Genomic DNA, 23367 nt, shown 5'->3' with positions numbered 1-23367 from the left:
AACTGTTTCTATAAAAAGGAAAAGAATAAATGAGAAAGGATGCCACAACCCGTTTTTTCACCACGTGAAACTGGTTTAATTCGCTTACAGTGGCAACTGCAGTCTGTTCTGCGGTATATAGAGGATTTGATATGGATAAAAAAATAGTATTAATTGATGGGCATAGTATTTTAAACAGAGCTTTTTATGCAATACCGGTATTGACCAATTCAGAGGGTATTCCAACTAATGCTGTGCTGGGCTTTTTAAATATTATGTTTAAAATATTAGATGAAGAAAAGCCAGATTTTTTAACGGTTGCTTTTGATGTACATCAACCAACCTTCCGCCATGAAATGTATGAAGCCTATAAAGGAACGAGAAAGTCCATGCCGGATGAATTGAGGCAGCAGGTACCAATAATGAAAGAAGTACTGCGTGCCATGGATATAACCATAATGGAAAAACCAGGATTTGAGGCCGATGATGTTCTTGGTACAATTGCAACAATTTGTGAAAAGGATGGATATGAGGTATCCTTGGTATCTGGTGACAGGGATTTACTGCAATTAGCCAGTGAGAAGATAAAGATTCGTATACCCAAAACAAAAAAGGGTGGGACAGAAATAGAAAACTATAACACAAAGGATGTAATAGAAGCCTATGGAGTTACACCACTTCAATTTATTGATTTAAAAGGACTCATGGGGGATGCCTCCGACAATATACCGGGAGTACCGGGGGTTGGAGAAAAGACTGCCGGCAAGATAATCGGTACATTTGATACGATTGAAAATGCTTATAATCATATAGAAGAAGTTACTCCTCCGAAAGCAAGAGAAGCCTTAAGAAATAATTATGAGCAGGCAATCTTAAGTAAGGTACTGGCAACCATTAAAGTGGATTGTCCGTTGGAATTTGAGATTCAGGAGGCAGTATTTGATAATATTTATAATGAAAATGCCTACGGTTATTTTAAAAGGCTAGAATTTAAAAGTCTGTTAAACCGTTTTCAGGTACAGCTTACTCAAAATACTGGAATTGAAGAAGCTTTTCAATCCGTTGAGACTTTAGAAGAGGTTGAAGAAATATTTAATGGCCTTGAAAAAGTAAATGGAATCCCGGGTTTTGTGTTTATTCATGAGGAAGAATTACTGGGGCTCTCTATTGCTCCCAGCAATGAAAAAGCTTATTTTATAAAAGCCGGTGAGAAAGTAACGGATACTTATTTGGCCGGTAAAGTAAAAGATTTGGCACAAAAGAAACAGCTGGCTACACTAAATTTAAAACAACAGCTGCATCTTCCAGCTCTTAATACCATAGTTTCAGAAGGCAATTGTGAGAAATTACAAGAAAATATATTTGATGCAAGTATTGCTGCCTACCTGTTAAATCCTTTAAGTGATTCTTATGGATATGATGATATTGCAAAGGATTATTTAGGCCTTACAATACCTTCTCAAAGTGAATTATTTGGCAAGAATAAACTTTCTGTTTCGATGGTAGAGAAGCAAGAGGAGTTTACCCATTTTTGCTGCTATCAGGCTTTTTCAGCCTGTAAAGCGGCTCCTCTAATTATTGAGGCCTTACAAGCAGCAGATATGTACAAGTTGTTTTACGAGATTGAAATGCCTTTAGTGTATACACTCTATGATATGGAGAATCGGGGAATCCGTGTAAACCGTCAGGAATTAAAAGAATACGGAGACAAGCTTTTAGTTAGCATAAATAGTCTGGAAACAGAGATTTACAAACTGGTAGGAGAAGAATTTAATATAAATTCCCCAAAACAGCTTGGGGTAATTCTGTTTGAAAAATTGCGTCTGCCCTTCGGGAAGAAAACAAAAACCGGTTACTCTACATCTGCGGATATATTGGAAAAACTGGTGCCGGAACATCCTGTGATTCGTATGATTTTAGATTACAGGCAGGTTACCAAATTAAAATCCACCTATGCAGACGGACTTGCGGTATACATCGGTGATGATGAAAGAATTCATGGTAAATTTCAACAAACCATTGCTGCAACAGGAAGAATCAGCAGTACCGAACCCAATCTTCAAAACATACCGATTAAGATGGAGCTTGGAAGAGAAATACGAAAGGTATTTATACCAAGAGAAGATTATATATTTTTAGATGCAGACTATTCCCAGATTGAATTAAGAGTACTTGCCCATATGTCAGGTGACGAACGTCTCATAGATGCATACCGGGAAGCACAGGACATCCATAGAATAACAGCTTCTCAGGTATTCCATACACCTCTTAATGAGGTTACTTCTTTACAGAGAAGTAATGCCAAGGCAGTAAATTTTGGTATTGTTTATGGCATTAGTTCTTTTGGGTTAGGACAGGATTTAAATATTTCAAAGAAAGAAGCGGAATCCTATATTAATAAATATTTTGAGACGTATCCTAGGGTAAAGAACTTTTTGGATGAATTGGTAGCAAACGGTAAGGGTGAGGGATATGTAAGTACTATGTTTGGAAGAAGAAGACCCATACCTGAGTTAAATTCCTCTAATTTTATGCAGCGATCTTTCGGTGAAAGAGTTGCCATGAATTCTCCTATTCAGGGAACGGCAGCAGATATTATTAAAATAGCCATGATACGGGTCAATGAGAAGTTAAAGGGCTTAAAGTTAAAATCCAGACTGATATTACAGATTCACGATGAACTTCTGATCGAAGCTCACAAGGATGAGATTGAACAAGTCAGCCACATCCTAGAGGAGGAGATGCAGAACGCTGCTAAGCTTAGGGTACCTCTTGAAGTAGAAGTGAAATCGGGAAGCAACTGGTATGAAGCAAAATAAGGATGATATATGTATGAAAGTAATAGGACTTACCGGAGGCGTGGGTAGTGGTAAATCGTTAGTTGCAGATCTATTAGAAAGAAAATACCAGGCATATCTGATTAATATGGATCAGATTGCTCATAACCTGATGAAAAAAGGAAATCTGTCCTACCAATTAATTTTAGAATATTTTGGAATGGAAATATTAAATGAAGCAGGAGAAATAGATCGTAAAAAGCTTGGAAGTATTGCATATAAAGACGAAGAAAGGTTAAGTAGATTAAATTCCTTTACCCATCCCTATGTCATTCAATATACAAAGAAGCAAATTGAAGAACAAAAAGAAAAAAGACTGGTTTGTGTTGAGACAGCTTTACCTCTTCAGGCAGGTTTAGAGGACTACTGTGATGAAATCTGGTATGTTTTTGCACCGGAGGAAGTTCGAAGAGAACGACTGAAAAAAACTAGAAATTATGATGATAAAAAAATCGAAATGATATTTAAAAATCAAATTACAGAGGAAGAATATAAGCGATTAAGTACGCACGTGCTGGAAAATTACCAGGTATCTGTCAGCCTGGAAAAGCAGATAGAAATTTTGCTTGCAGGGAAATAAAATCTAACAGATGGAAAATACTTTACAGTTATATGTGGAGGTTTAGTGGATGGAAAACAAAAGATATCCGGAACATTTAGTATATGGTTTAGATATAGGTACCAGAAGCATTGTAGGAACAGTAGGATACCGAGATAATTCGAATCAGTTTCTGGTAGTGGCCCAGTGTGTGAGAGAGCATGAAACACGAGCCATGATGGATGGCCAGATTCATGATATTGGAAAGGTAGCAGAAACCATCCTTTCAGTAACTAGGGAACTGGAGAAGCAGACTGATTGTAAACTCACAGAAGTTTGCATTGCAGCAGCCGGTAGAGTATTAAAAACAGTTACAGTGGATGCAGAATATGAATTTCCCAGTGAGACGACCGTCAATGAAGAACATATTCACTCCCTGGACTTGATTGGTGTGGAAAAAGCCTATGAAACACTGCGTTCTGATATGCAGGAGGATAAAATAAATTTTTACTGTGTTGGATACTCGGTCATCCACTATTATTTGAATGGTTATACGATTGGCAAGCTGGAAGGGCATAAGGCAAACCGGATAGGAACTAAGCTTTTAGCCACCTTTTTACCGGATGAAGTTATTGATGGCTTGTATTCTGCCGTAGAGCGGGCAGGACTTCAGGTGGCAAATTTAACTCTGGAACCCATTGCGGCAATAAATGTAGCTATTCCGGAAAAATTCCGCTTATTAAATATAGCAATGGTTGATGTCGGAGCAGGTACTTCGGATATATCAATAACCAAGGATGGCAGTATCATCGCCTATGGAATGATTCCAAGTGCAGGGGATGAAATTACCGAGGCAATTGTACAAACGTATCTGGTGGAATTTAAAGCGGCGGAGACCATAAAATTGTCCTGTTTAAAAAAGAAGAAAATAACATATAAGGACATTATGGGATTAAGTCATAAAATAACAACTGAAGAGGTAATAGAAAACGTTTCTGAAGCCGTACGTAAAATTACGAAAAGCATTGCTGAGAGAATAATTAAATTAAATGGTGATAAAGCAGTCAGTGCAGTATTTGTAGTTGGTGGAGGTGGAAAAATACCTGGTTTTATTACAAGCCTTGCAGAATATCTTGGTCTCCAAAAAGACAGAGTAGCTTTACGAGGAGAAGAGGTATTAGGAGAAGTAACCTTTTTGCAGGAAGGTATTAAAAAGGATCCTCTACTGGTTACACCTATTGGTATCTGTCTGAATTTTTATGACCAGAGTAATAATTTTATCTTTGTTCATGTAAATGGAGAAAGAGTTAAGTTATATGACAATAACAAGCTATCCATTGTGGACGCTGCAATACAGATTGGATTCCCTAATGAAAAACTGTTTCCGAGGCGAGGAAAAGCACTTGAATTTACCATAAACGGAAGTAAACGTATGGCCAGAGGTGAATTGGGAGAAGCCGCTCTAGTCAAGTTGAACGGAGAAGTTACCGGTATTAGTCACAGGATAGAGCAAAACGATAAAATTGAAATAATTGAGTCTACGGTTGGCAGAGCTGCAGAGGTTGAAGTGGGGAAATTACCGGAGTATAAAAGTACAATTACCTTTGTGTTAAATGATAAACATATTAGTTGCCCTAAATTTGTTGAGGTAAACGGTGAGCTGGTGTCTGAATTTTATAAGATAAAGGATGGGGACGACATTCAGATCAGGAATTATTACACACTGGGTCAGATATTAGAATTTATGGATTTGCCTTTTAGAGATAATATACTGGTTAATCATGTTGTTGCAGCCAAAGACGAAAAGGTATATGAGAATTTCAATATCCAGTACCCTATAAAAGATGAGTATACATATACGGAAAACCAATTTGACGACAGCTTTGAGGACACAAGAGATGAAAATCTGTCCTATAATATAGAAGAGAAAATTGCTGATGTTACCCCATCACAGGTAGCAGAGGTAATGGCAGCGGAACTAAAGACTCCGGTAGTAGAGAGAACCGGTGTAACAAATGACATCTATGTTAGTATAAACAGGGAGCCGATTAAACTATCAGGAAAAGAAAAATACATCTTTGTGGACGTATTTGATTTTTATCCCTTTGACCTTACAAAGGCGGGAGGCTCTGAGTTAATCATTACCCTTAATGGTGAAAAGACAGACTTTACCCACCCGATAAAAGACAGTGATATAATTGAATTATATTGGAAAAATTAAGTAATAAACAGATAAAAATTATTCCATCTGTATAATTATTAGAAATTGGTTGACAAATGGATTAGAATAAGGGATACTTTTTCATGTTACGAAGTAACATTGAAACAAGGTATAATGGTGCATTGTTTCAATTAATACAGCCAACAGTGGTTTAGGAGGTACTTATGAATTTATGCAGTATTGCAAGCGGCAGCAGTGGAAACTGTACCTTTGTTGGCAGCGAACATACAAAGCTTTTAATAGATGCTGGTATCAGCGGAAAGAAAATTGAAAATGGGTTAAGCAGTATTGACATATCGCCTCAGGATATTCAGGGTATATTAATTACACATGAGCATTCTGACCATATTCAGGGTTTAGGTGTCCTTGCCAGAAGATATCACACACCTATTTACGGAACAGCTGAAACCATTAATGCCATAGTAAGGACAAAAAATGTAGGGCGTATCGCGGAAGAATTGTTGCATTATGTGGTACCGGACGAATCATTTTTTATAAATGACATACAGGTAGACCCATTTTCCACCTCCCATGATGCCTCTAATTCTGTCTGCTATACCTTTCAGGCAGGGGGACATAAAGTAGGAATGGCTACCGACCTTGGAACCTTTGATGAATATATTATATCAAAGCTGTCGGGCTCCGAAATACTTCTTATGGAAGCGAACCATGATGAAAATATGCTTTTGGTTGGAGGATATCCTTATTACTTAAAGCAAAGAATATTAGGAGACAGAGGACATTTATCCAATGAAAATTCGGCCAGGTTAATCTGTCGGTTATTTCATGAGAAATTAAAACATATAACCCTAGCGCATCTAAGTCGGGAAAATAATTATGAAGAATTGGCTTACGAAACGGTTCGTGCGGAACTGAATCAGATTATTGATGATAAAACCACAGGGCTTCTCTTGAGTGTTGCAAAAAGAGAAGAAGCGTCAGAAATGCTATCAATAGGTTAAAATACATTTTATATTTATATGCGACCGAGGGTCGCAGACGGGAGCTGAAGATGAAAAAGACAATTATTACAGTAGTAGGAAAAGACAGTGTAGGAATCATCGCTAAGGTATGTACCTATTTAGCAGAGAACCAGGTTAATATTCTGGACATTTCCCAGACAATCGTTCAGGGATACTTTAACATGATGATGATTGTAGATGCCAACGAGACACCGAAAAACTTCGAAGAACTTGCAACGGAATTGGAGAAGATTGGTGAAGAGATAGGAGTTATTATTAAAGCCCAGCATGAGGACATTTTTAATAAAATGCACAGGCTATAGATTATATTCTATAAATTTATTAATTTATAAGATATAAGGTGATAAAAAATCCGACAGAATAAAAAGTACGGTATGACTTTTTGTTCTTTCGGAGGACAGAAAATGAAAGGCGTGGGTAACGAGATGATAAATATACAGGAAGTAATTGAAACCAATAAAATGATTGAACAGGAAAATCTGGATGTGAGAACAATTACTCTGGGTATAAGCCTTTTAGATTGTGCGGATACTAATCTGGATGAATTGAATAAAAAGATTTATAATAAAATAACAACAGTTGCAAAAGATTTGGTATCTACAGGTAAGGCTATTGAAAGGGAGTATGGGGTACCCATTGTAAATAAAAGAATTTCTGTAACGCCCATAGCATTAGTAGGTGCTTCAGCGTGCAAAACACCGGAGGACTATGTGACTATAGCTAAGACGCTTGATGAAGCAGCAAAGACCGTAGGGGTTAATTTTATCGGTGGATATTCTGCACTGGTTTCCAAAGGTATGACTACAAGCGATTTAAACCTGATTCATTCCATCCCGGAAGCTCTTGCCACCACAGAAAGAGTGTGTAGTTCTGTCAATGTAGGCTCAACCAAGACCGGTATTGATATGGATGCTGTAAAATTGTTGGGTGAAATCATTCTTAAGGCTGCTGAATATACAAAGGAAAGAGATTCACTTGGTTGCGCCAAGCTGGTGGTATTTTGTAATGCACCCGATGACAACCCTTTCATGGCTGGGGCATTTCATGGTATTACAGAAGGAGATGCAATTATCAACGTTGGTGTAAGCGGACCCGGTGTGGTTAAAAAAGCGCTCGAAAGTGTAAGAGGAGCAGATTTTGGAACACTTTGTGAAACTATTAAGACAACGGCTTTTAAAATTACAAGAGTGGGGCAGCTGGTTGCTCAGGAAGCATCAAGACGCTTAAACGTACCCTTTGGTATTATAGACTTATCACTGGCGCCGACTCCGGCAGTAGGTGATAGTGTTGCTGAAATTTTCCAGGAGATGGGACTTGAACATGCCGGAGCTCCGGGGACAACAGCTGCGCTTGCTTTATTAAATGATCAGGTGAAGAAGGGTGGTGTAATGGCATCCTCTTATGTTGGGGGTTTAAGTGGAGCTTTTATTCCTGTAAGTGAAGATCAGGGTATGATTAATGCGGTTCAGGCAGGAGCATTAACTCTTGAAAAATTAGAAGCTATGACCTGTGTATGCTCTGTAGGCCTTGATATGATAGCCATACCTGGAGATACCAGTGCTGCTACCATATCAGGAATCATTGCTGATGAAATGGCAATTGGTATGATTAACCAAAAGACAACTGCTGTCAGATTGATTCCGGTTATCGGGAAAAAAATCGGAGAAATAGTGGAATTCGGTGGTTTATTAGGATATGCGCCGGTTATGCCTGTTAATTCCTTTAGCTGTGAAGCTTTTATAAACCGTGGAGGAAGAATACCGGCACCTATCCATAGCTTTAAAAATTAGTGATAAAAAAATAACTTTATACATACAGATGTTTGAAAGCATACTGTATGAGAAAGGTTTAGGTATAAAATGAATCCAATTTTAGTTGAAAAAGATTATAAAAAAGTTCTGCATTATTTTAATGAAATATCCGCTGTGCCAAGAGGGTCAAAAAATAATACGGCTATTAGTAACTATCTTGTAGAGTATGCAAAAAGCCATGGATTAGAATATGTACAAGATGAATATGAAAATGTAGTTATCATAAAAGAAGCTTCAAAAGGGTATGAAAATGCTCCCGCAGTCATTATTCAGGGGCATATGGATATGGTCTGTGAAAAGACGAATGATTGTACCCATGACTTTTTAACAGAAGGAATTGATCTGTTTGTTGACGGCGATTATATACACGCTGACAGAACTACCTTAGGAGCAGACAATGGAATAGCATTAGCATATTCATTGGCTTTCTTAGAAGATGAAACGTTAAAACACCCTAGAATTGAAGCAATATTTACAACGGATGAAGAAGTGGGAATGGATGGAGCAATTGGTCTTGATGTATCTATTCTGAAAGGAAAATACTTAATTAATGTAGATTCTGAAGAGGAAGGCTCTTTACTTATCAGTTCAGCAGGAGGTTTAACTGCAACCTGTGAACTGCCTGTAAAACGAATCAATGAAAAAGGTCTTAAAGTACATCTTAGCATCAGTGAATTACAAGGCGGACATTCAGGCGCGGAAATTCATAAAAACCGGACCAATGCAACCAAGTTAATGGCTCGTTTATTATTTGAATTAAAAGATTCTACAGACTTTTACCTTGCTGATTTAGCAGGTGGCTTAAAAGATAATGCCATCCCCAGAGAAGCCTCTTCTTATATTGTGGTTGAATCGAAAGAACTGGACGCGTTACAAGAGACAGTTAAATCATTAACAGCAAAATATAAAAACGAATTAGTTACCAGTGAACCTGGTCTTACGATAGATGTTGCAGTCCAGGAAGAAGGAAAGTATAGTGTATTACATCCAACCTCCTTTGAAAAGCTGCTGTTTCTATTATTAAATACACCTAACGGCGTACAGGTTATGAGTTCTGATATATCAGGGTTGGTAGAGAGTTCCTTAAACTTAGGTATTTTTAAAATGGAAGAAGAAAAAGCCGTTTACTGCTTTTCTGTACGAAGTTCTGTAAACAGCTACAAGCAGTTTATATGCAGTCGTTTACAGTATATGGCTAATTTCTTAGGTGGAGAGTTTTACGTCAGAGGCCAGTATCCAGCCTGGGAATATAAAAAGGAATCCTTCTTAAGAGACCATATGTGTAAAATATTTAAGGAGCAGTATGGGAGAGAAGCTAAATTAGAAGCAATCCATGCAGGCTTGGAATGCAGCTTTTTTGCTGAAAAGATACCAGGAGTTGATATTGTTTCTTTGGGTCCTGATATGAATGATATTCACACACCAAAAGAAAGGCTTAGTATAAGCTCGGCGATAAGAGTTTATCAGTATTTGGAAAAGGTAATTGAAGGAATACAATAGCAGGATATGACTGCATAAATAAAGGATTGAAACTATAAGACACAGACGGGCTGCTGCAAAATGATAGAGAGTTTTCAGCAGCTCCTTTTTATAAGGATAGGTATATACATATGAGCAAAAAGAAAATGTACGGTTTATTGACTTTTATCATTTTTACTTTTACCCTTTTAGCGATAGTTGTTATATATGAATTTAACAAGTATACCGGTGGAAGAAGCCCGTATGATCAAGTGGTAAGTAATGAAGAAGAAGGGAATACAGGAGAAGGTGAGGGTCAGGATGAGGGGAATGACAATATTACATTGGTTCCCACTCAATCGCCGACTACTGAGCCAGAAGTGTGGGAAGATATAAAGCTGGTGTTTGCAGGGGATATTTATTTATCTGACTATGTGATTAAAAATTATAACAACCATGGAATAGATGGAGTAGTATCAACTGGTATAAAAGATTTATTTCATGGGGCGGACATTTTTATGGCAAATCAGGAATTTACTTTTAGTACCAGGGGAACTCCGGCGGCAGACAAGCAGTATACTTTTCGTGTAAATCCCGAATACGTAAAGGTATTTACAGATATGGGATTAGATATCGTAACCTTAGCTAATAACCATAGCCTAGATTTTGGAATCGATGCTTTCGTAGATTCATTTGAAACTCTAAATCAGGAAGGAATTACCTATACAGGAGTTGGAAATAATCTAACGGAAGCCAGAGAAATCAAATATAAAGAAGTAAAAGGGAAAAAACTTGCTTTTCTGGCAGCCTCTAGGGTCATACCGGTACCGGAATGGAATGCTACTAATTCAAAGCCCGGAATGTTAACTACATACGACCCAACTTACCTTTTGGAGGATATTAAAAAGGCTTCAGAGGAAAGTGATTTTGTAGTTGTGTATGTACATTGGGGAATTGAAAAAGCGGATACACCCCTTGATTACCAAAGAACTATGGCTAAGCAGTATATAGATGCCGGTGCAGATTTGGTAATAGGAAGCCATCCCCATGTATTACAGGGAATCGAATACTATAATGGAAAACCTATAGTTTACAGCCTTGGCAATTTTATATTCTATAGTAACATTAATCAGACAGCAGTTTTAGAAGTGGGTATTAATGAAGAGAATCAGGCAGAGCTTAAGTTACTGCCGGCTAAGGCAGAAGGTGCTAAAACTTCACTGATTACCGATCGTTCTGCTATAGAAAAATTCCATGAATACATGAAAAAGATTTCATTTGATATTACTTTTGACGAAAATGGTAAAGTTCTGCCATAATTTGATTTACAAATACTTTAAAATAATTTTACATTCCATAACTGGCATGGTATAATAATTCATGCCAGTATTTGGAACAGGTACTAAAAATCAAATCATAGGAGTTATGGCATGAAAATGGATGAAGCCAGAGAAGAAGAGATAGCAGACAATCTTAGTAGTGGTACGGAGGAGTCCAAAGAGAAGCAGCAGACAAAAACAAAAGCAGACATGGATGATAAACAAATTGATAATATAGTAATAACAGGACAAGATGAGGTACTGGAAAGCATTAATGAATCTTTGGCAAAGCAGATATGTAAAGAACTAGACGGGACAACTGTTGAGACAGGGAAGGAAGGGTTCAGATTCTCAAAAACTTTAAAAATATCATTTGGGGTCATAGGAGTATTCATTTTTGCAATTGTGTTTTTATTTTTGACACCGCTGGGAAAAAACTTCTTGTGGCGTTCGGCGACAGAGTATGCTTATGGTAAGATGAATTATGATGAAGGTCTTAATGTAGTGCTTCAGCCAGAGGTTGATGATGTCGAAGTAACCGGAGTAGCTCCCACCATAACCCCGATTCCAGTTGTATGGAATGAAGAACACACACAAGATGGAGTACGAAGAGAAGAAGGGGTTATAAATATTCTTCTTTTAGGTGAAGAGGCTATTGACTCAGGAACAGCCAGAGGTCGTACAGACATTATGATGATTGGTACTATGAATACAAAAGATAATACATTTAAATTGACATCTTTAATGAGGGACATGTTGGTACAGATTCCTGGCTATAAAGATAATAAATTAAATACTGCCTATGAAATTGGTGGAATTCCGTTGTTATATGAAACGGTTGAACTAAATTTCGATATTAAGTTGGATGGCTATGTATTGGTTGGATTTGATGATTTTGAAGATATTATAGATAAACTGGGCGGTGTTACGATAGATTTAACCAGTGGAGAAGCGCATTATTTAAATTCTACGAATTATATATCAAAGCCTGAATATCGTAATGTAGTTGGCGGCAGACAGGTTTTAAATGGTAACCAGGCGTTAGGGTACTGCCGTATCCGCTATGTAAAGACTAGTGATAATCAGTTAAATGATTTTGGACGAACCTCCAGGCAAAGAGTTGTTTTAAATGCCATATTTGATAAATATAAATCCAAAAGCCTTCCAGAGCTTGCCTTTCTATTGAATGATATTCTGCCATTTATAACAACAGATGTCCGTAAAGGGGATTTTGAGCAATATTTAAAAACCGCGGTGAATATAGGGATTTCCGAAATACAGAACCTGAGACTACCTGCAGACCATACATTTGAAGAAGGTTATGTTAGAGGAATGTCAGTATTAATTCCTGATATACCAAAGAATATAGAAGAATTGCACGGGTTTATTTTTGGCAGCGGCAAACAATAACGATAGTAGAAAGATGCTGATATATGTTTTTTATATCAGCATCTTTTTCGTTCAAAATTAAGCATTACCATGCCACCTACAATTTAAAACATTCATTCAGGACAAGCAGTATTCAGGCATATATAAAGCTTAAAAAGGTTGTATTATAGATCGCTGTCATATATATATCATTTTGTCATATAATTATAAGGACGTGCCGGAGTGAGAGGAATTTATGCTAGACCAAGATAGAGTAATAGCAGAACTAAAAAAGAAAGATAGAAAGAACCGATTGTGTGTTCCAGTACAGAGAACTGCTCGAAGGAAAGAAAATAGGTCTAACAGTATAAAGCAGGTTGAACTTTTCGTTTGTTTATTAATGCTTTTGTTTTCTGCTGTTTTGTCTGTAAGAACTCAGAACCGTATTCAATTACATATATATGAACAAGTATTAAAGGCAGAAGGAGTGAACTACGACAGTTTTCGAGAAATGCTGCTTGAGGAATCTTATATAGATTTGATAAAAAAAGGTGAAAATGAAGATGCAGAACATCTTACGCTACTAATGCTGCTATCCCAAAGCGACCTACAGAATGGGCGGATATCTAAAAAAAATATGGATTATTTGTTAAGGTCTATTAGGAATACGGATTATTTTAAGGAATTAAAAAGCTATTACCAGGCAATCCTTCGAGATATAAAAGTATTTCCGATCGCTGCCAATGCAGAAGGGGAATTTCTTGTCACCTTTGAGGACTCCTGGAATTCTTTCAGGAGTTATGGTGGAAAAAGAAGACATGAAGGTACGGACTTAATGGCAGTGGACAATTTAAGAGGGGTTCACCGGATTATAAGTGCTACAGACGGAACAGTGGAAAAGATGGGCTGGTTGGAACAGGGCGGATATCGGGTTGGAATACGTGGAATAGAAGGGGCTTATTTTTATTATGCTCATTTAGATTCCTATGCAAAAAATCTGACTGTCGGAGACAAGGTATCTGCCGGTGATTTTTTAGGATTTATGGGAGACAGTGGTTATGGAAAGGAAGGCACTGTAGGAAAGTTTGATGTACATCTGCATTTTGGTATATATGTAGAGACTCCTTTTGGAGAACTTAGTGTAAATCCATATTATATTTTACGATATCTTAACAAGACAAAATAGCGGGTTATATAAGATTCTTACTCATAAAAACAGTACCACAAGTTATGAGAATGTGGTATAATATCCACGAGCAGGCAGATTAAGGAATAAAAATTTAATATAATAATTACGCCAGTACGCACAGATGAGGCTATAAATTGAAAAAAGATATTTTTTCAACATCATGATTTGTACGTGTGCAAGTGCTGGTAGTGCTAGAGCACACAGATGGGAGTTTAAATGAAAATTCAAATGTGGAGAGAGATACTTGATCCCTATGTTTTAACGGTGGATGAGCTAGTGGTTAAGTTCAATCATTTAATAGAAGAATATCGTAATATGGGGGCATATTCACCCATTGAACAGGTGCATGGCAGAGTTAAGACGATATCAAGTATTTTGGAAAAAGCACAAAAGAAGGAAATTCCTTTAAAGGATATAGAGGATAAAATAGAAGATATTGCCGGAATTCGTATTATATGCCAGTTTGTTGAGGACATTCAAAAGGTTGTAGAAATTATCAATAAACGTACGGACATGGAGATTAAGAGTGAGAAGGATTATATAAAGAATATGAAATCCAGTGGCTATCGAAGTTATCACCTAATCATCTATTATTCCGTTCAGACTTTAGAAGGAACAAAAAAAGTACAAGCAGAGATACAGATACGTACATTAGCCATGAATTTCTGGGCTACCATAGAACATTCTCTGCAATATAAATACAAACAAAATATGCCGGAACATATTAAAGGAAGGTTGTCCAAGGCAGCAGATGCCATTATTGCCCTTGATCAGGAAATGTCTTCTGTCAGAGGTGAAATTATGGATGCACAGAATTCTTTTAAAATAAAGGCGAATATGGTTGCAGATATATTGAATAATATTCAAAACCTATATAAAGTGGCAAATAAAAGAGAAGTTATAAAAATTCAGGACGAGTTTTTTCAAATATATGAAACAGGTGACTTAGAGCAGTTACAGCGCTTTCATAAAGAACTGGACATTATATCAGAGGGATACCGGGCTCAAAGCCTGAGATAAGAAAGTAGTTTAAGGAGAAACCAATGACATTACCCAAGTTATTCGAAGATAGGATGAAGGAACTTTTAAAGGAGGAATATGAAGTATTCAGTAGTTGCTTCGATGAAAAACATTATAGCGGTTTACGTGTAAATACATTAAAAATATCACCGGAAGAATTCGAGAAAATATGTCCATTTGAAATAAAGCGGATACCATGGATATCCAACGGTTATTATTATAATCCCAAAGAACAGCCCGCTAAGCATCCTTATTATTATGCAGGTCTTTATTATATACAGGAGCCCAGTGCTATGACTCCTGCTAGTCTTTTGCCTGTCAAACCAGGTGACAAGGTGCTTGATTTATGCGCTGCTCCAGGTGGAAAAAGTACAGAGCTTGCAGCAAAGCTACAGGGTCAAGGCGTACTAATATCAAATGATATTAGTAATTCCAGGGCAAAAGCGCTGTTAAAAAACATTGAACTTTTTGGAACAAGGAATCCGGTAGTAATCAGTGAAGCCCCTGCAAAGCTTGTTAATTGTTTTGAGGGTTATTTTGATAAGATATTAGTAGATGCACCATGCTCCGGTGAAGGCATGTTTCGTAAAAGTCCTGCTATTATGAAAAACTGGGAGCAGTATGGTGTTGCTTATTATAATAAGATTCAAAAAGAAATTATATTACAGGCTGCTAAAATGTTAAAACCTGGTGGAAGCCTTCTGTTTTCAACCTGCACTTTTTCACCCGAAGAGAATGAAGGAACAATCGCATACCTGCTAAAGCAGTGTCCTGAATTTAAGGTGGTCAATCCTCTTACCAGAGTAAATAAAGAAGGAAGAGAAGTTTCTTACGAAGGATTTTCATTTGGCAGACCGGAGTGGGTAGATGGACCGGAGGAATTAAAGAATTGTATTCGTCTATGGCCGCACAGGATAAAAGGTGAAGGTCATTTTATAACTCTTTTGGAAAAAGGGGCGGAGTGTAAGAAGAGCAATATATCTTATAAGAGCGGAAATAAAGGAAAACTATCAGAAGAGGCGGAAATGTTTATAAGTGGATTAGGTTTGCCGGTAAAAAGGGAACAGCTTGAACTTCGGGAGGACAAGCTATATCTGCTGCCGGAGGGAATACCAGATTTAAAAGGGCTTCGGATTATGAGAGCAGGTCTTTTGTTGGGAGAAATGAAAAAGAACCGGTTTGAACCTAGTCAGGCTCTGGCTTGTGCCTTAAAGACCGGGGAGTATGATAAAGTCTTAGAGTTAACGGCAGAAAGTCAAGACACTATAAAATACCTAAAATGTGAAACCATAGAAGTAGACCAGGGAACATCGGATGGTTTTAACCTGGTTGCAGTGGATGGATATCCCTTGGGATGGGGCAAATTAACAGGAAGTACTCTGAAAAATAAATATCTTCCAGGATGGCGTTTATTGTAAGCAGTATTTGGTTTAGAGCGTTTACAGCTCTGTTTATTTGTATGACAGCTAGCTCAAAACACCTTGTTTAGGTAACTAGGCAGAATAACTCAAATAATAGGGTGACTTGCCCAGGAATTCTTTTTGGGGTGCTTTAGATTGATTCCATCAAATAATTATTTAGCATGATAAAGAGAGGATGATAACATGGCTGGCTTGGTGCGTTTAGATAAATTTCTTGCTGATATGGGGACGGGAACTAGAAGCGAAGTAAAACTTCATATCAAAAAGGGCAAGGTTACAGTGAATGGAGAAATAGAAAAATCAGCGGATAGGAAAATTGATGTAAGCAGAGATAGGGTTGCCTTTGATGGTAGTGAATTAATATATGCAGCAATGGAATATTATATGCTTCATAAACCGGCAGGAGTGGTTTCTGCCACGACTGACAATCTTCACACGACTGTACTAGATTTGATACAGGAAGGTATGAAAAGAGAACATTTCATGAAAAAAGAGCTTTTTCCGGTTGGTCGTCTGGATAAGGATACGGAAGGCTTGCTTTTAATAACCAATGATGGGGAGCTGGCTCATAAACTGCTTTCTCCTAAAAAGCATATATCCAAACTGTACTATGCAAAAGTGAAAGGAAGAGTCACAGCAGAAGATGTTAATATTTTTAAGACCGGCATAAAACTGGAAGAGGATTTTACAACACTTCCGGCTCGGTTAAACATTTTAAAGGCGGATGATGTCTCAGAAGTAGAGATAACCATATATGAAGGCAAGTTTCATCAAATTAAACGGATGTTTGAAGCAGTAAAAAAAGAAGTCATTTATTTAAAACGTCTGCAAATGGGAGAGCTTGTTTTGGATAATAGCCTTAAAAAGGGAGAATATAGAAAGTTAACAGAAGCTGAATTAAAAAAATTAAAAGGGTGATACTGCATGCAAAATATATTAGCGGATATAAAAGCGGTGGTTTTTGATTTAGACGGAACCTTAATTGATTCCATGTGGTTATGGGAGGAAATTGATGTAGAGTACTTAAAGAAGTTTGATATAGTACTTCCAGGGGATTTACAACCTGCAATTACGGGTATGAGTTTTACAGAGACCGCTCAGTACTTTAAAGATAGATTTGGAATAGCAGATTCAATTGATGAAATAAAAGAGGAATGGAGCAGCATGGCATGGGAAAAATATGCCAACGAAGTCCCTCTAAAAGAAGGTACAAAGGAATTGTTAGAACTGCTTAAGAAAACCGGAAGAAAGGCTGGGATAGCTACCAGTAATTCTAGAGAATTAGTAGAATTGGTAACGGAAAAACTTGGTATCAGTGTTTATTTTGATTCTATTAGAACATCTTGTGAGGTAGAAAAGGGGAAACCATCTCCGGATATATACTTACTGGTTGCAAAAGATTTAGAAGTGCTGCCCGAAGAATGTCTTGTGTTTGAGGATGTGATACAAGGTATCATGGCAGGTAAAAGTGCGGGTATGAAGGTCTGTGCCGTTTTTGATCAGGCATCAGAAATGGATACGCTGGCTAAGCAGGAGTTGGCAGATTATTATGTGGAATCTATTCGGGAAGTATTATATGATAAAAGGATGTAATGATGAAACTTATTGTAGTTGAGAAAAATGAGGCGGGACAGAGACTTGACAAGTTGCTAATGAAGCTGCTTGGAAAAGCTCCAAAAAGCTTTATCTATAAAATGCTCCGTAAAAAAAATATAACCTTAAACGGTAAGAAAGCAGAAGGGTCTGAAAAAACACAGGTGAACGATGAAATCAGACTGTTTTTGTCTGAGGAAACAATACAGAACTTCAGCCAGGCGGTCACAGTCGTTCCTATTAAACAGGAACTTTCCGTTATTTATGAAGATTCTGAAATTCTTATAATTAATAAACCAGCTGGGTTATTGTCACAAAAAGCAGAAAAAGAGGATATATCTCTTGTTGAGCATGTACAGGCTTATCTGCTTGAATCTGGACAATTAACAGAAGAACAGCTTATAACCTTTAAACCCGGTATATGTAATCGTTTGGATAGAAATACCAGTGGTCTTGTAGTAGCAGGTAAGACACTGGCAGGGTTGCAGGTAATGTCAGAATTGTTTAGAGAGCGCAAGTTAGATAAATACTATATATGCATTGTAAAGGGTGTTATAAAGGAAGCAAAGCGGATTACAGGCTATTTAGCAAAGGATGAAAGGACTAACAAGGTTACCATAACCCAGAAACCGGGACCCAACCAGTCACCGATTCAGACGGAATATATTCCTATCAATTTAAGCACAGGTTTTACTTTATTAAAAGTAAAGCTGATTACTGGAAAAACACATCAGATACGTGCCCACCTAAGCAGTATAGGACACCCTATATTGGGAGATACCAAGTATGGAGATGAGGCATTAAATGCAAAGTTTAAGAGAAGCCACCGGCTAAACCACCAATTGCTTCATGCTTATGAATTAACATTTCCCGAACTAGGCGGTGCGTTTGCACATTTATCTACTAAAACGGTAAAGGCAGAACCGGAAGAACTTTTTTTAAAAATACAGGAAAGTTTATTTGTAAGTTAATACCTACTAAAATACTGTAGATTAGACAATTGTGCAACGGCTATTGTGTGTGTCAGAACCAGTCAAAATCACCAAAACAGGTTCCGATGCGGTGGCAAGTCACCTTTAACGTTGGTGAGTTCGCCTACATCCAAGATGTATCATTTCGCAATTGCCTAATCCTATACTGTAAATATGAGAAAGGAGATATGACATGCCTTCATGGAATTCCAGAGGTCTTAGAGGGTCTGCACTGGAAGAGTTGATTAACCTTACCAATTCCAGATACCGGGAAAAAAAATTGGCTCTTATTCAGAAGATTCCCACCCCTATTACGCCCACTTGTATTGATAAGGAGAAAAGACATATAACCCTTGCCTATTTCGAAGAAAAAAGTACGGTAGATTATATAGGGGTAGTTCAGGGGATACCGGTATGTTTTGATGCAAAGGAATGTGCCACCGATACATTTGCTCTTCAGAATATACATGATCATCAGGTGAAATTTATGGAAGATTTTGAACAGCAGGGAGGGATTTCTTTCCTGCTGATTTATTTTTCCAAAAGGAATCTATATCATTATTTACCTTATAATAAATTACTCAATTTCTGGAACAGAGCTTTAGAAGGAGGAAGAAAAAGTTTTCGCCTAGAGGAGCTGTGTACGGATAATGAGATAAAATGTGTAAATAATTTATATATCCATTATATTGAAAATATTGCGAAAGAAATGGATGAACGTGAAAAAGAAAAGGATAACAGTGTCAAGCATTTTTGAGAATGTCCTAATAAATTTTAAACATTAGCACCAGCTGTGGCTGGTGCTTTTATCTATTTAAGCAGGGACTTCATCATTCCAGTGGTGTTCCTGCATTTTAACAAAACGCCAGAATTCTTGCCTTCTCCAAGGATGATGCATCCCTGGTATCTTCCGCTTTATTGTTCTATTCTGCGACAGCGTAAGATCAAAGTTTTTTGATATTTTCTCATGTGACGGAATTGCTTCTAGCGCATAAATACTCTCATCTATACAACAGTATTTATTACCGTCAAATGCTTCTATTACCATTGCCTTTGTCCCCTTATAAAAGTGTACCTGATGCCCGTTCTTATCAAGTGTCTTAAAATACTTATTTTTAAACTTCAAACAGTGTCCATTATCTATCTTTCTTTCTGTAAGAACAGAAAGAACAAGATTTATTTCTTCTAAAACGGGTTGCTTTTCAAAGACAGATTTGATAAGATTGGTCTCTAGAGCAAACTTGGCATTGTATTCTTTTATGTAGGAGTTTAAGAATGCATTTGCTTCGCTAAGTGTGTTTATGCCTGCCAGGCGTAATTCGACTGGTAGGCGAGATTGTAAGGTTTGGAACAATCGTTCCACTCGACCTTTTGCTTGTGGTATACTGCTGGTCTTGATTTCAACACCTAGCTGTTTACAAGCATAAGCGAATTGTGTGTATGTGTCCTCTTCGATAGAAGGGGCGTTTTTTTGTTTATATTCAAAAACTGTACGGTTATCGGTAAAAAATAAATAGGGAATACCATACTCAGTAAGTACTTGATGAAACACATTGTAGTATCCTTTTAAAGTTTCTTGTTCATCAAAGTAAGCACCGACAATAGTACCAGTTGCATCATCGACAGCGATGTGAAGCTGAGTTTTCGTATCACCGAACCACAAGTGGATCGAAGCATCCATTTGAAGCATTTCGCCAAAATAAGCACATCTAGGACGTCTGGAATGTGCATCCTCGATTGCAACGATATTGGATTGCAACTCTGCTAGTATCTTTTTAGATTTAGTTTGTGTTTTCAAATGTTTAAGTTTTAGTTTGGTTTTTCTTTTTTTTGATCGGGTAGCTTTTGGAGAAAGAATATATTCTTTTTCTAAAATAGAGTTCAATGTAGATACAGAAATAGAAATTCCCTCATACTTCTCTAGAAGCTCGATACAATGAGTAAAATTCGTATCGAAGTACTTACTACGATATAAATCTAGGACAGTTTGCTTGGTTTCTTTTGAAAGAGCATGAGCAGGAGTCCGACCTCTGTTTCCATGTATAAAAAAGGATTTACCATCACGTTTATATCCTGCAATCATTCTATTGATATGTCTTTCGGTGCAACCGATCTTCAAGGCAGCATTCTTTTTATTTCCGTTTGTGTCTACTAACTTCTTTATTACTTCATAACGTTTTTCTTCATTCATAGTCAACTTGACCTTTCTCATAATGTCTCCTCATCTGTAAGTCATGAGGATATAGTGTAACATGGATTACTCATTTGGGACATAATCACTTGTGGTTACTTAAGACATTATCAAAAATGGTTCAGAGAACGTGAAAAAGAAAAGGATAACAGTTGACAGCAGATATCAATTGTAATATAATAGGTTGACATTGATATGGTAGTGAATTATCACGTTACCATGGTGAAGTAGAAAGAAGAATAGTTAATAGTAGGATTTCACGTCGTGTTTTAGTTATTTATTAAATAGAAAGCTATCAAAATACAGATAAGAAAGGGTGCTCAGTAACACATCTGTGAATGATATGTTATGCAAAGGTGCAACATGATAGAAAGATTATTACATACACCGGAAGGTGTGAGAGATATTTATAATGCAGAATGTGAACGAAAACTGGTACTTCAGAATAAACTTCATCATATAATGAAGCTTCACGGTTTTAAGGACATACAGACACCGACCTTTGAATTTGCTGATATTTTCAGTCAGGAAAGAGGAACTGTAGCCCCTAAGCACATGTATAAATTTTTTGACAGAGAAGGAAATACATTGGTATTAAGGCCGGATATTACTCCATCTATTGCCAGATGTGCAGCAAAATACTACAAAGAAGAAATGTTTCCTATCAGGCTTTGTTACATGGGAAGTACATTCATAAATAACAGCAGTTATCAAGGGAAATTAAAGGAATCTACCCAGTTAGGTGCAGAGCTTATCAATGATGCAACTCCTCAGGGGGATGCAGAAATGCTGGCTTTAACCATTGAGTGCCTATTAGATGCCGGACTGAAGGAATTTCAGGTAGAAATTGGTGAAGCAGAATTTTTCTGCGGTTTATCGGAGGAAGCCGGATTTAATGCGGAAGAAGAGTCTCAACTGCGTCATCTAATCGAACAGAAAAATATGTTTGGTGTGGAAGAGTTAATATCCAGTAAAGATATCAGCCCGGAACTGAAAAAAGTATTTTTGACCCTTCCAGAGCTTTTTGGCAATCTTGAGAAACTATCTGAGGCAAAAGCGCTAACAAAAAATAAAAGGGCACTACAGGCGATTGAACGTCTGGAACAACTCTATGATATATTATCTGTATACGGTTTGGAACAATACATTACCTTTGACCTTGGAATGTTAAGCAAATACAATTATTATACAGGAATCATATTCCGTGCATATACCTATGGTACCGGAGATACTATAGCAAATGGAGGAAGATATGATAATTTGGTGGGACAGTTCGGTAAGGAAGCACCGGCAATCGGACTAGCCATCTTAGTTGATCAGTTGTTATTGGCTCTTTCAAGACAAAAAATTGAAATAAAAGGGGAACCGGAAAACACCCTGATATTATATAAAAAACATCTTCTAAAAAATGCAATTGTTTTGGCAAATCATTTCAGAAGCCAAAGTATGAATATAGAGTTGCTGGCAGTGGAAGAAGAAAAAGAAATCGATGAATACATTGCATATTCCAGGAGGAATGGAATTGGTGGGATTCTTTACTTTACCGAGTCAGAGTTAATCCAGGTAATTCAGTCAGATACAGGAACGGTAACAGCGGCAAGAATTCAGGATTTTATGTAATCCTAGTAAATGTCTGCCGGATATTTATGGTAATAGTTTAAACTTCTACAGGCAAAAAATTAGTTTATGCTGTTTATTAAAATATCAGGTGGATGTATTAGCAAATGCCTGAAACTTATTATATTATAAAAAACTGTTACGGTACCTTTTTTTATATGTGCAAGTGCGCACAGATGGGAGTTCTTATGAGATATTTAACCTTTGCCCTTGCTAAGGGAAGACTTGCAAAAAAGACTCTGGAAATTCTGGAGCAGGTGGGATATACCTGTGAAGAAATGAAAGATCCGGACTCCAGAAAATTAATATTCGTTAATGAGGAACAAAAAATAAAAATATTCCTTGCGAAAGCCAATGATGTGCCAACTTATGTTGAATATGGTGCTGCTGATATCGGAGTAGTAGGCCGTGATACCATATTGGAAGAGGGCCGCAAACTTTATGAAGTCATTGATTTGGGACTTGGAAAATGCAGAATGTGTGTAGCCGGACCCAAAGAGGCAATGGAATTATTGCAGCACGGGGAACTGATACGTGTAGCTACTAAATACCCCAATATAGCGAAAGATTATTTTTATAATAAAAAGCATCAAACGGTTGAAATTATAAAATTAAATGGTTCCATAGAGCTTGCGCCCATTGTAGGTCTGTCTGAGGTTATCGTGGATATTGTGGAAACCGGGTCTACCTTAAGAGAAAACGGACTGGATGTTCTTGAAGAAATCTGTCCGTTATCAGCTCGTATGGTGGTAAATCAGGTGAGTATGAAGATGCAGCATGAGAGAATTACAAGACTAATCACTGCTCTTAGGGAAGTGTTGGCAAAAAATTCGTAAAAATACACAAGAAGG

19 protein-coding genes are annotated in these 23367 nt (G+C 37.2%); 18 read left to right on the top strand and 1 reads right to left on the bottom strand.

From position 1 onward, the window contains the following. The first annotated feature begins 131 nt into the window (after positions 1-131). The 16 genes from polA (at position 132) to acsn021_RS13845 (ending at position 19465) form a co-directional block, all read left to right on the top strand. Entirely contained in the window at positions 132-2798 is a 2667-nt protein-coding gene (polA, locus tag acsn021_RS13920) for a DNA polymerase I (RefSeq protein WP_184093867.1), read from the top strand. Next, the gene (gene coaE / locus acsn021_RS13915) at positions 2785-3396 is read left to right on the top strand and encodes a dephospho-CoA kinase (RefSeq protein WP_184093866.1); all 612 of its coding nucleotides are present in this window, start codon (positions 2785-2787) and stop codon (positions 3394-3396) included. The genes polA and coaE overlap by 14 nt, the downstream gene beginning before the upstream one ends. A gap of 49 nt (positions 3397-3445) precedes the next feature. Continuing rightward, positions 3446-5575, top strand: coding sequence for a cell division protein FtsA (locus acsn021_RS13910; protein ID WP_184093865.1), 2130 nt, complete (start codon positions 3446-3448; stop codon positions 5573-5575). A gap of 164 nt (positions 5576-5739) precedes the next feature. Beyond that, positions 5740-6537, top strand: a complete 798-nt coding sequence (locus acsn021_RS13905) for an MBL fold metallo-hydrolase (RefSeq protein ID WP_184093864.1) — start codon at positions 5740-5742, stop codon at positions 6535-6537. 50 nt (positions 6538-6587) lie between these two features. Then, positions 6588-6860, top strand: coding sequence for an ACT domain-containing protein (locus acsn021_RS13900; protein ID WP_184093863.1), 273 nt, complete (start codon positions 6588-6590; stop codon positions 6858-6860). A gap of 123 nt (positions 6861-6983) precedes the next feature. Then, positions 6984-8348, top strand: a complete 1365-nt coding sequence (locus acsn021_RS13895; protein WP_184094021.1) for a PFL family protein — start codon at positions 6984-6986, stop codon at positions 8346-8348. A gap of 69 nt (positions 8349-8417) precedes the next feature. Next, on the top strand, positions 8418-9869 hold the full coding sequence (locus acsn021_RS13890) for an aminoacyl-histidine dipeptidase (protein WP_184093862.1): 1452 nt from the start codon (positions 8418-8420) through the stop codon (positions 9867-9869). Positions 9870-9979: 110 nt separating this feature from the next. Then, positions 9980-11146 (top strand): CapA family protein, encoded by a 1167-nt coding sequence (locus acsn021_RS13885; RefSeq protein WP_184093861.1) that lies wholly within the window; start codon positions 9980-9982, stop codon positions 11144-11146. Positions 11147-11257: 111 nt separating this feature from the next. Continuing rightward, positions 11258-12556, top strand: a complete 1299-nt coding sequence (locus tag acsn021_RS13880; RefSeq protein ID WP_184093860.1) for an LCP family protein — start codon at positions 11258-11260, stop codon at positions 12554-12556. 214 nt (positions 12557-12770) lie between these two features. Beyond that, positions 12771-13700, top strand: coding sequence for a M23 family metallopeptidase (locus acsn021_RS13875; protein ID WP_243167924.1), 930 nt, complete (start codon positions 12771-12773; stop codon positions 13698-13700). 219 nt (positions 13701-13919) lie between these two features. Beyond that, positions 13920-14723 carry a GTP pyrophosphokinase gene (locus tag acsn021_RS13870; protein ID WP_184093859.1) on the top strand — a complete coding sequence of 268 codons (804 nt, stop codon included), beginning with the start codon at positions 13920-13922 and terminating at the stop codon, positions 14721-14723. Positions 14724-14746: 23 nt separating this feature from the next. Next, the gene (locus acsn021_RS13865; RefSeq protein ID WP_184093858.1) at positions 14747-16141 is read left to right on the top strand and encodes an RsmF rRNA methyltransferase first C-terminal domain-containing protein; all 1395 of its coding nucleotides are present in this window, start codon (positions 14747-14749) and stop codon (positions 16139-16141) included. 186 nt (positions 16142-16327) lie between these two features. Further along, positions 16328-17062, top strand: coding sequence for a pseudouridine synthase (locus acsn021_RS13860; protein WP_184093857.1), 735 nt, complete (start codon positions 16328-16330; stop codon positions 17060-17062). Between the two features lie 15 nt (positions 17063-17077). Then, positions 17078-17737, top strand: coding sequence for an HAD family hydrolase (locus tag acsn021_RS13855; RefSeq protein ID WP_184094016.1), 660 nt, complete (start codon positions 17078-17080; stop codon positions 17735-17737). A 2-nt stretch (positions 17738-17739) separates the two neighbouring features. Further along, a complete protein-coding gene (locus acsn021_RS13850) occupies positions 17740-18708 on the top strand; it encodes an RluA family pseudouridine synthase (RefSeq protein WP_184093856.1) in 969 nt (322 codons plus the stop codon). 193 nt (positions 18709-18901) lie between these two features. Next, on the top strand, positions 18902-19465 hold the full coding sequence (locus tag acsn021_RS13845) for a Holliday junction resolvase RecU (protein WP_184093855.1): 564 nt from the start codon (positions 18902-18904) through the stop codon (positions 19463-19465). Between the two features lie 57 nt (positions 19466-19522). Here acsn021_RS13845 and acsn021_RS13840 read toward each other — a convergent pair whose 3' ends face one another. Continuing rightward, on the bottom strand, positions 19523-20899 hold the full coding sequence (locus acsn021_RS13840; protein WP_184096199.1) for an ISNCY family transposase: 1377 nt from the start codon (positions 20897-20899) through the stop codon (positions 19523-19525). A 363-nt stretch (positions 20900-21262) separates the two neighbouring features. Between acsn021_RS13840 and hisZ the strand changes: the two genes are divergently transcribed. Both hisZ and hisG read left to right on the top strand, forming a co-directional pair. After that, entirely contained in the window at positions 21263-22519 is a 1257-nt protein-coding gene (gene hisZ / locus acsn021_RS13835; RefSeq protein WP_184095949.1) for an ATP phosphoribosyltransferase regulatory subunit, read from the top strand. A 185-nt stretch (positions 22520-22704) separates the two neighbouring features. Further along, complete coding sequence (gene hisG, locus acsn021_RS13830; protein WP_184095947.1) at positions 22705-23352, top strand: ATP phosphoribosyltransferase; 648 nt, start codon at positions 22705-22707, stop codon at positions 23350-23352. Positions 23353-23367 lie beyond the last annotated feature (15 nt).

The organism is Anaerocolumna cellulosilytica (assembly GCF_014218335.1).
GTDB classification, from domain to species: domain Bacteria; phylum Bacillota; class Clostridia; order Lachnospirales; family Lachnospiraceae; genus Anaerocolumna; species Anaerocolumna cellulosilytica.
This window is presented reverse-complemented; position numbering and strand designations above follow the sequence as displayed.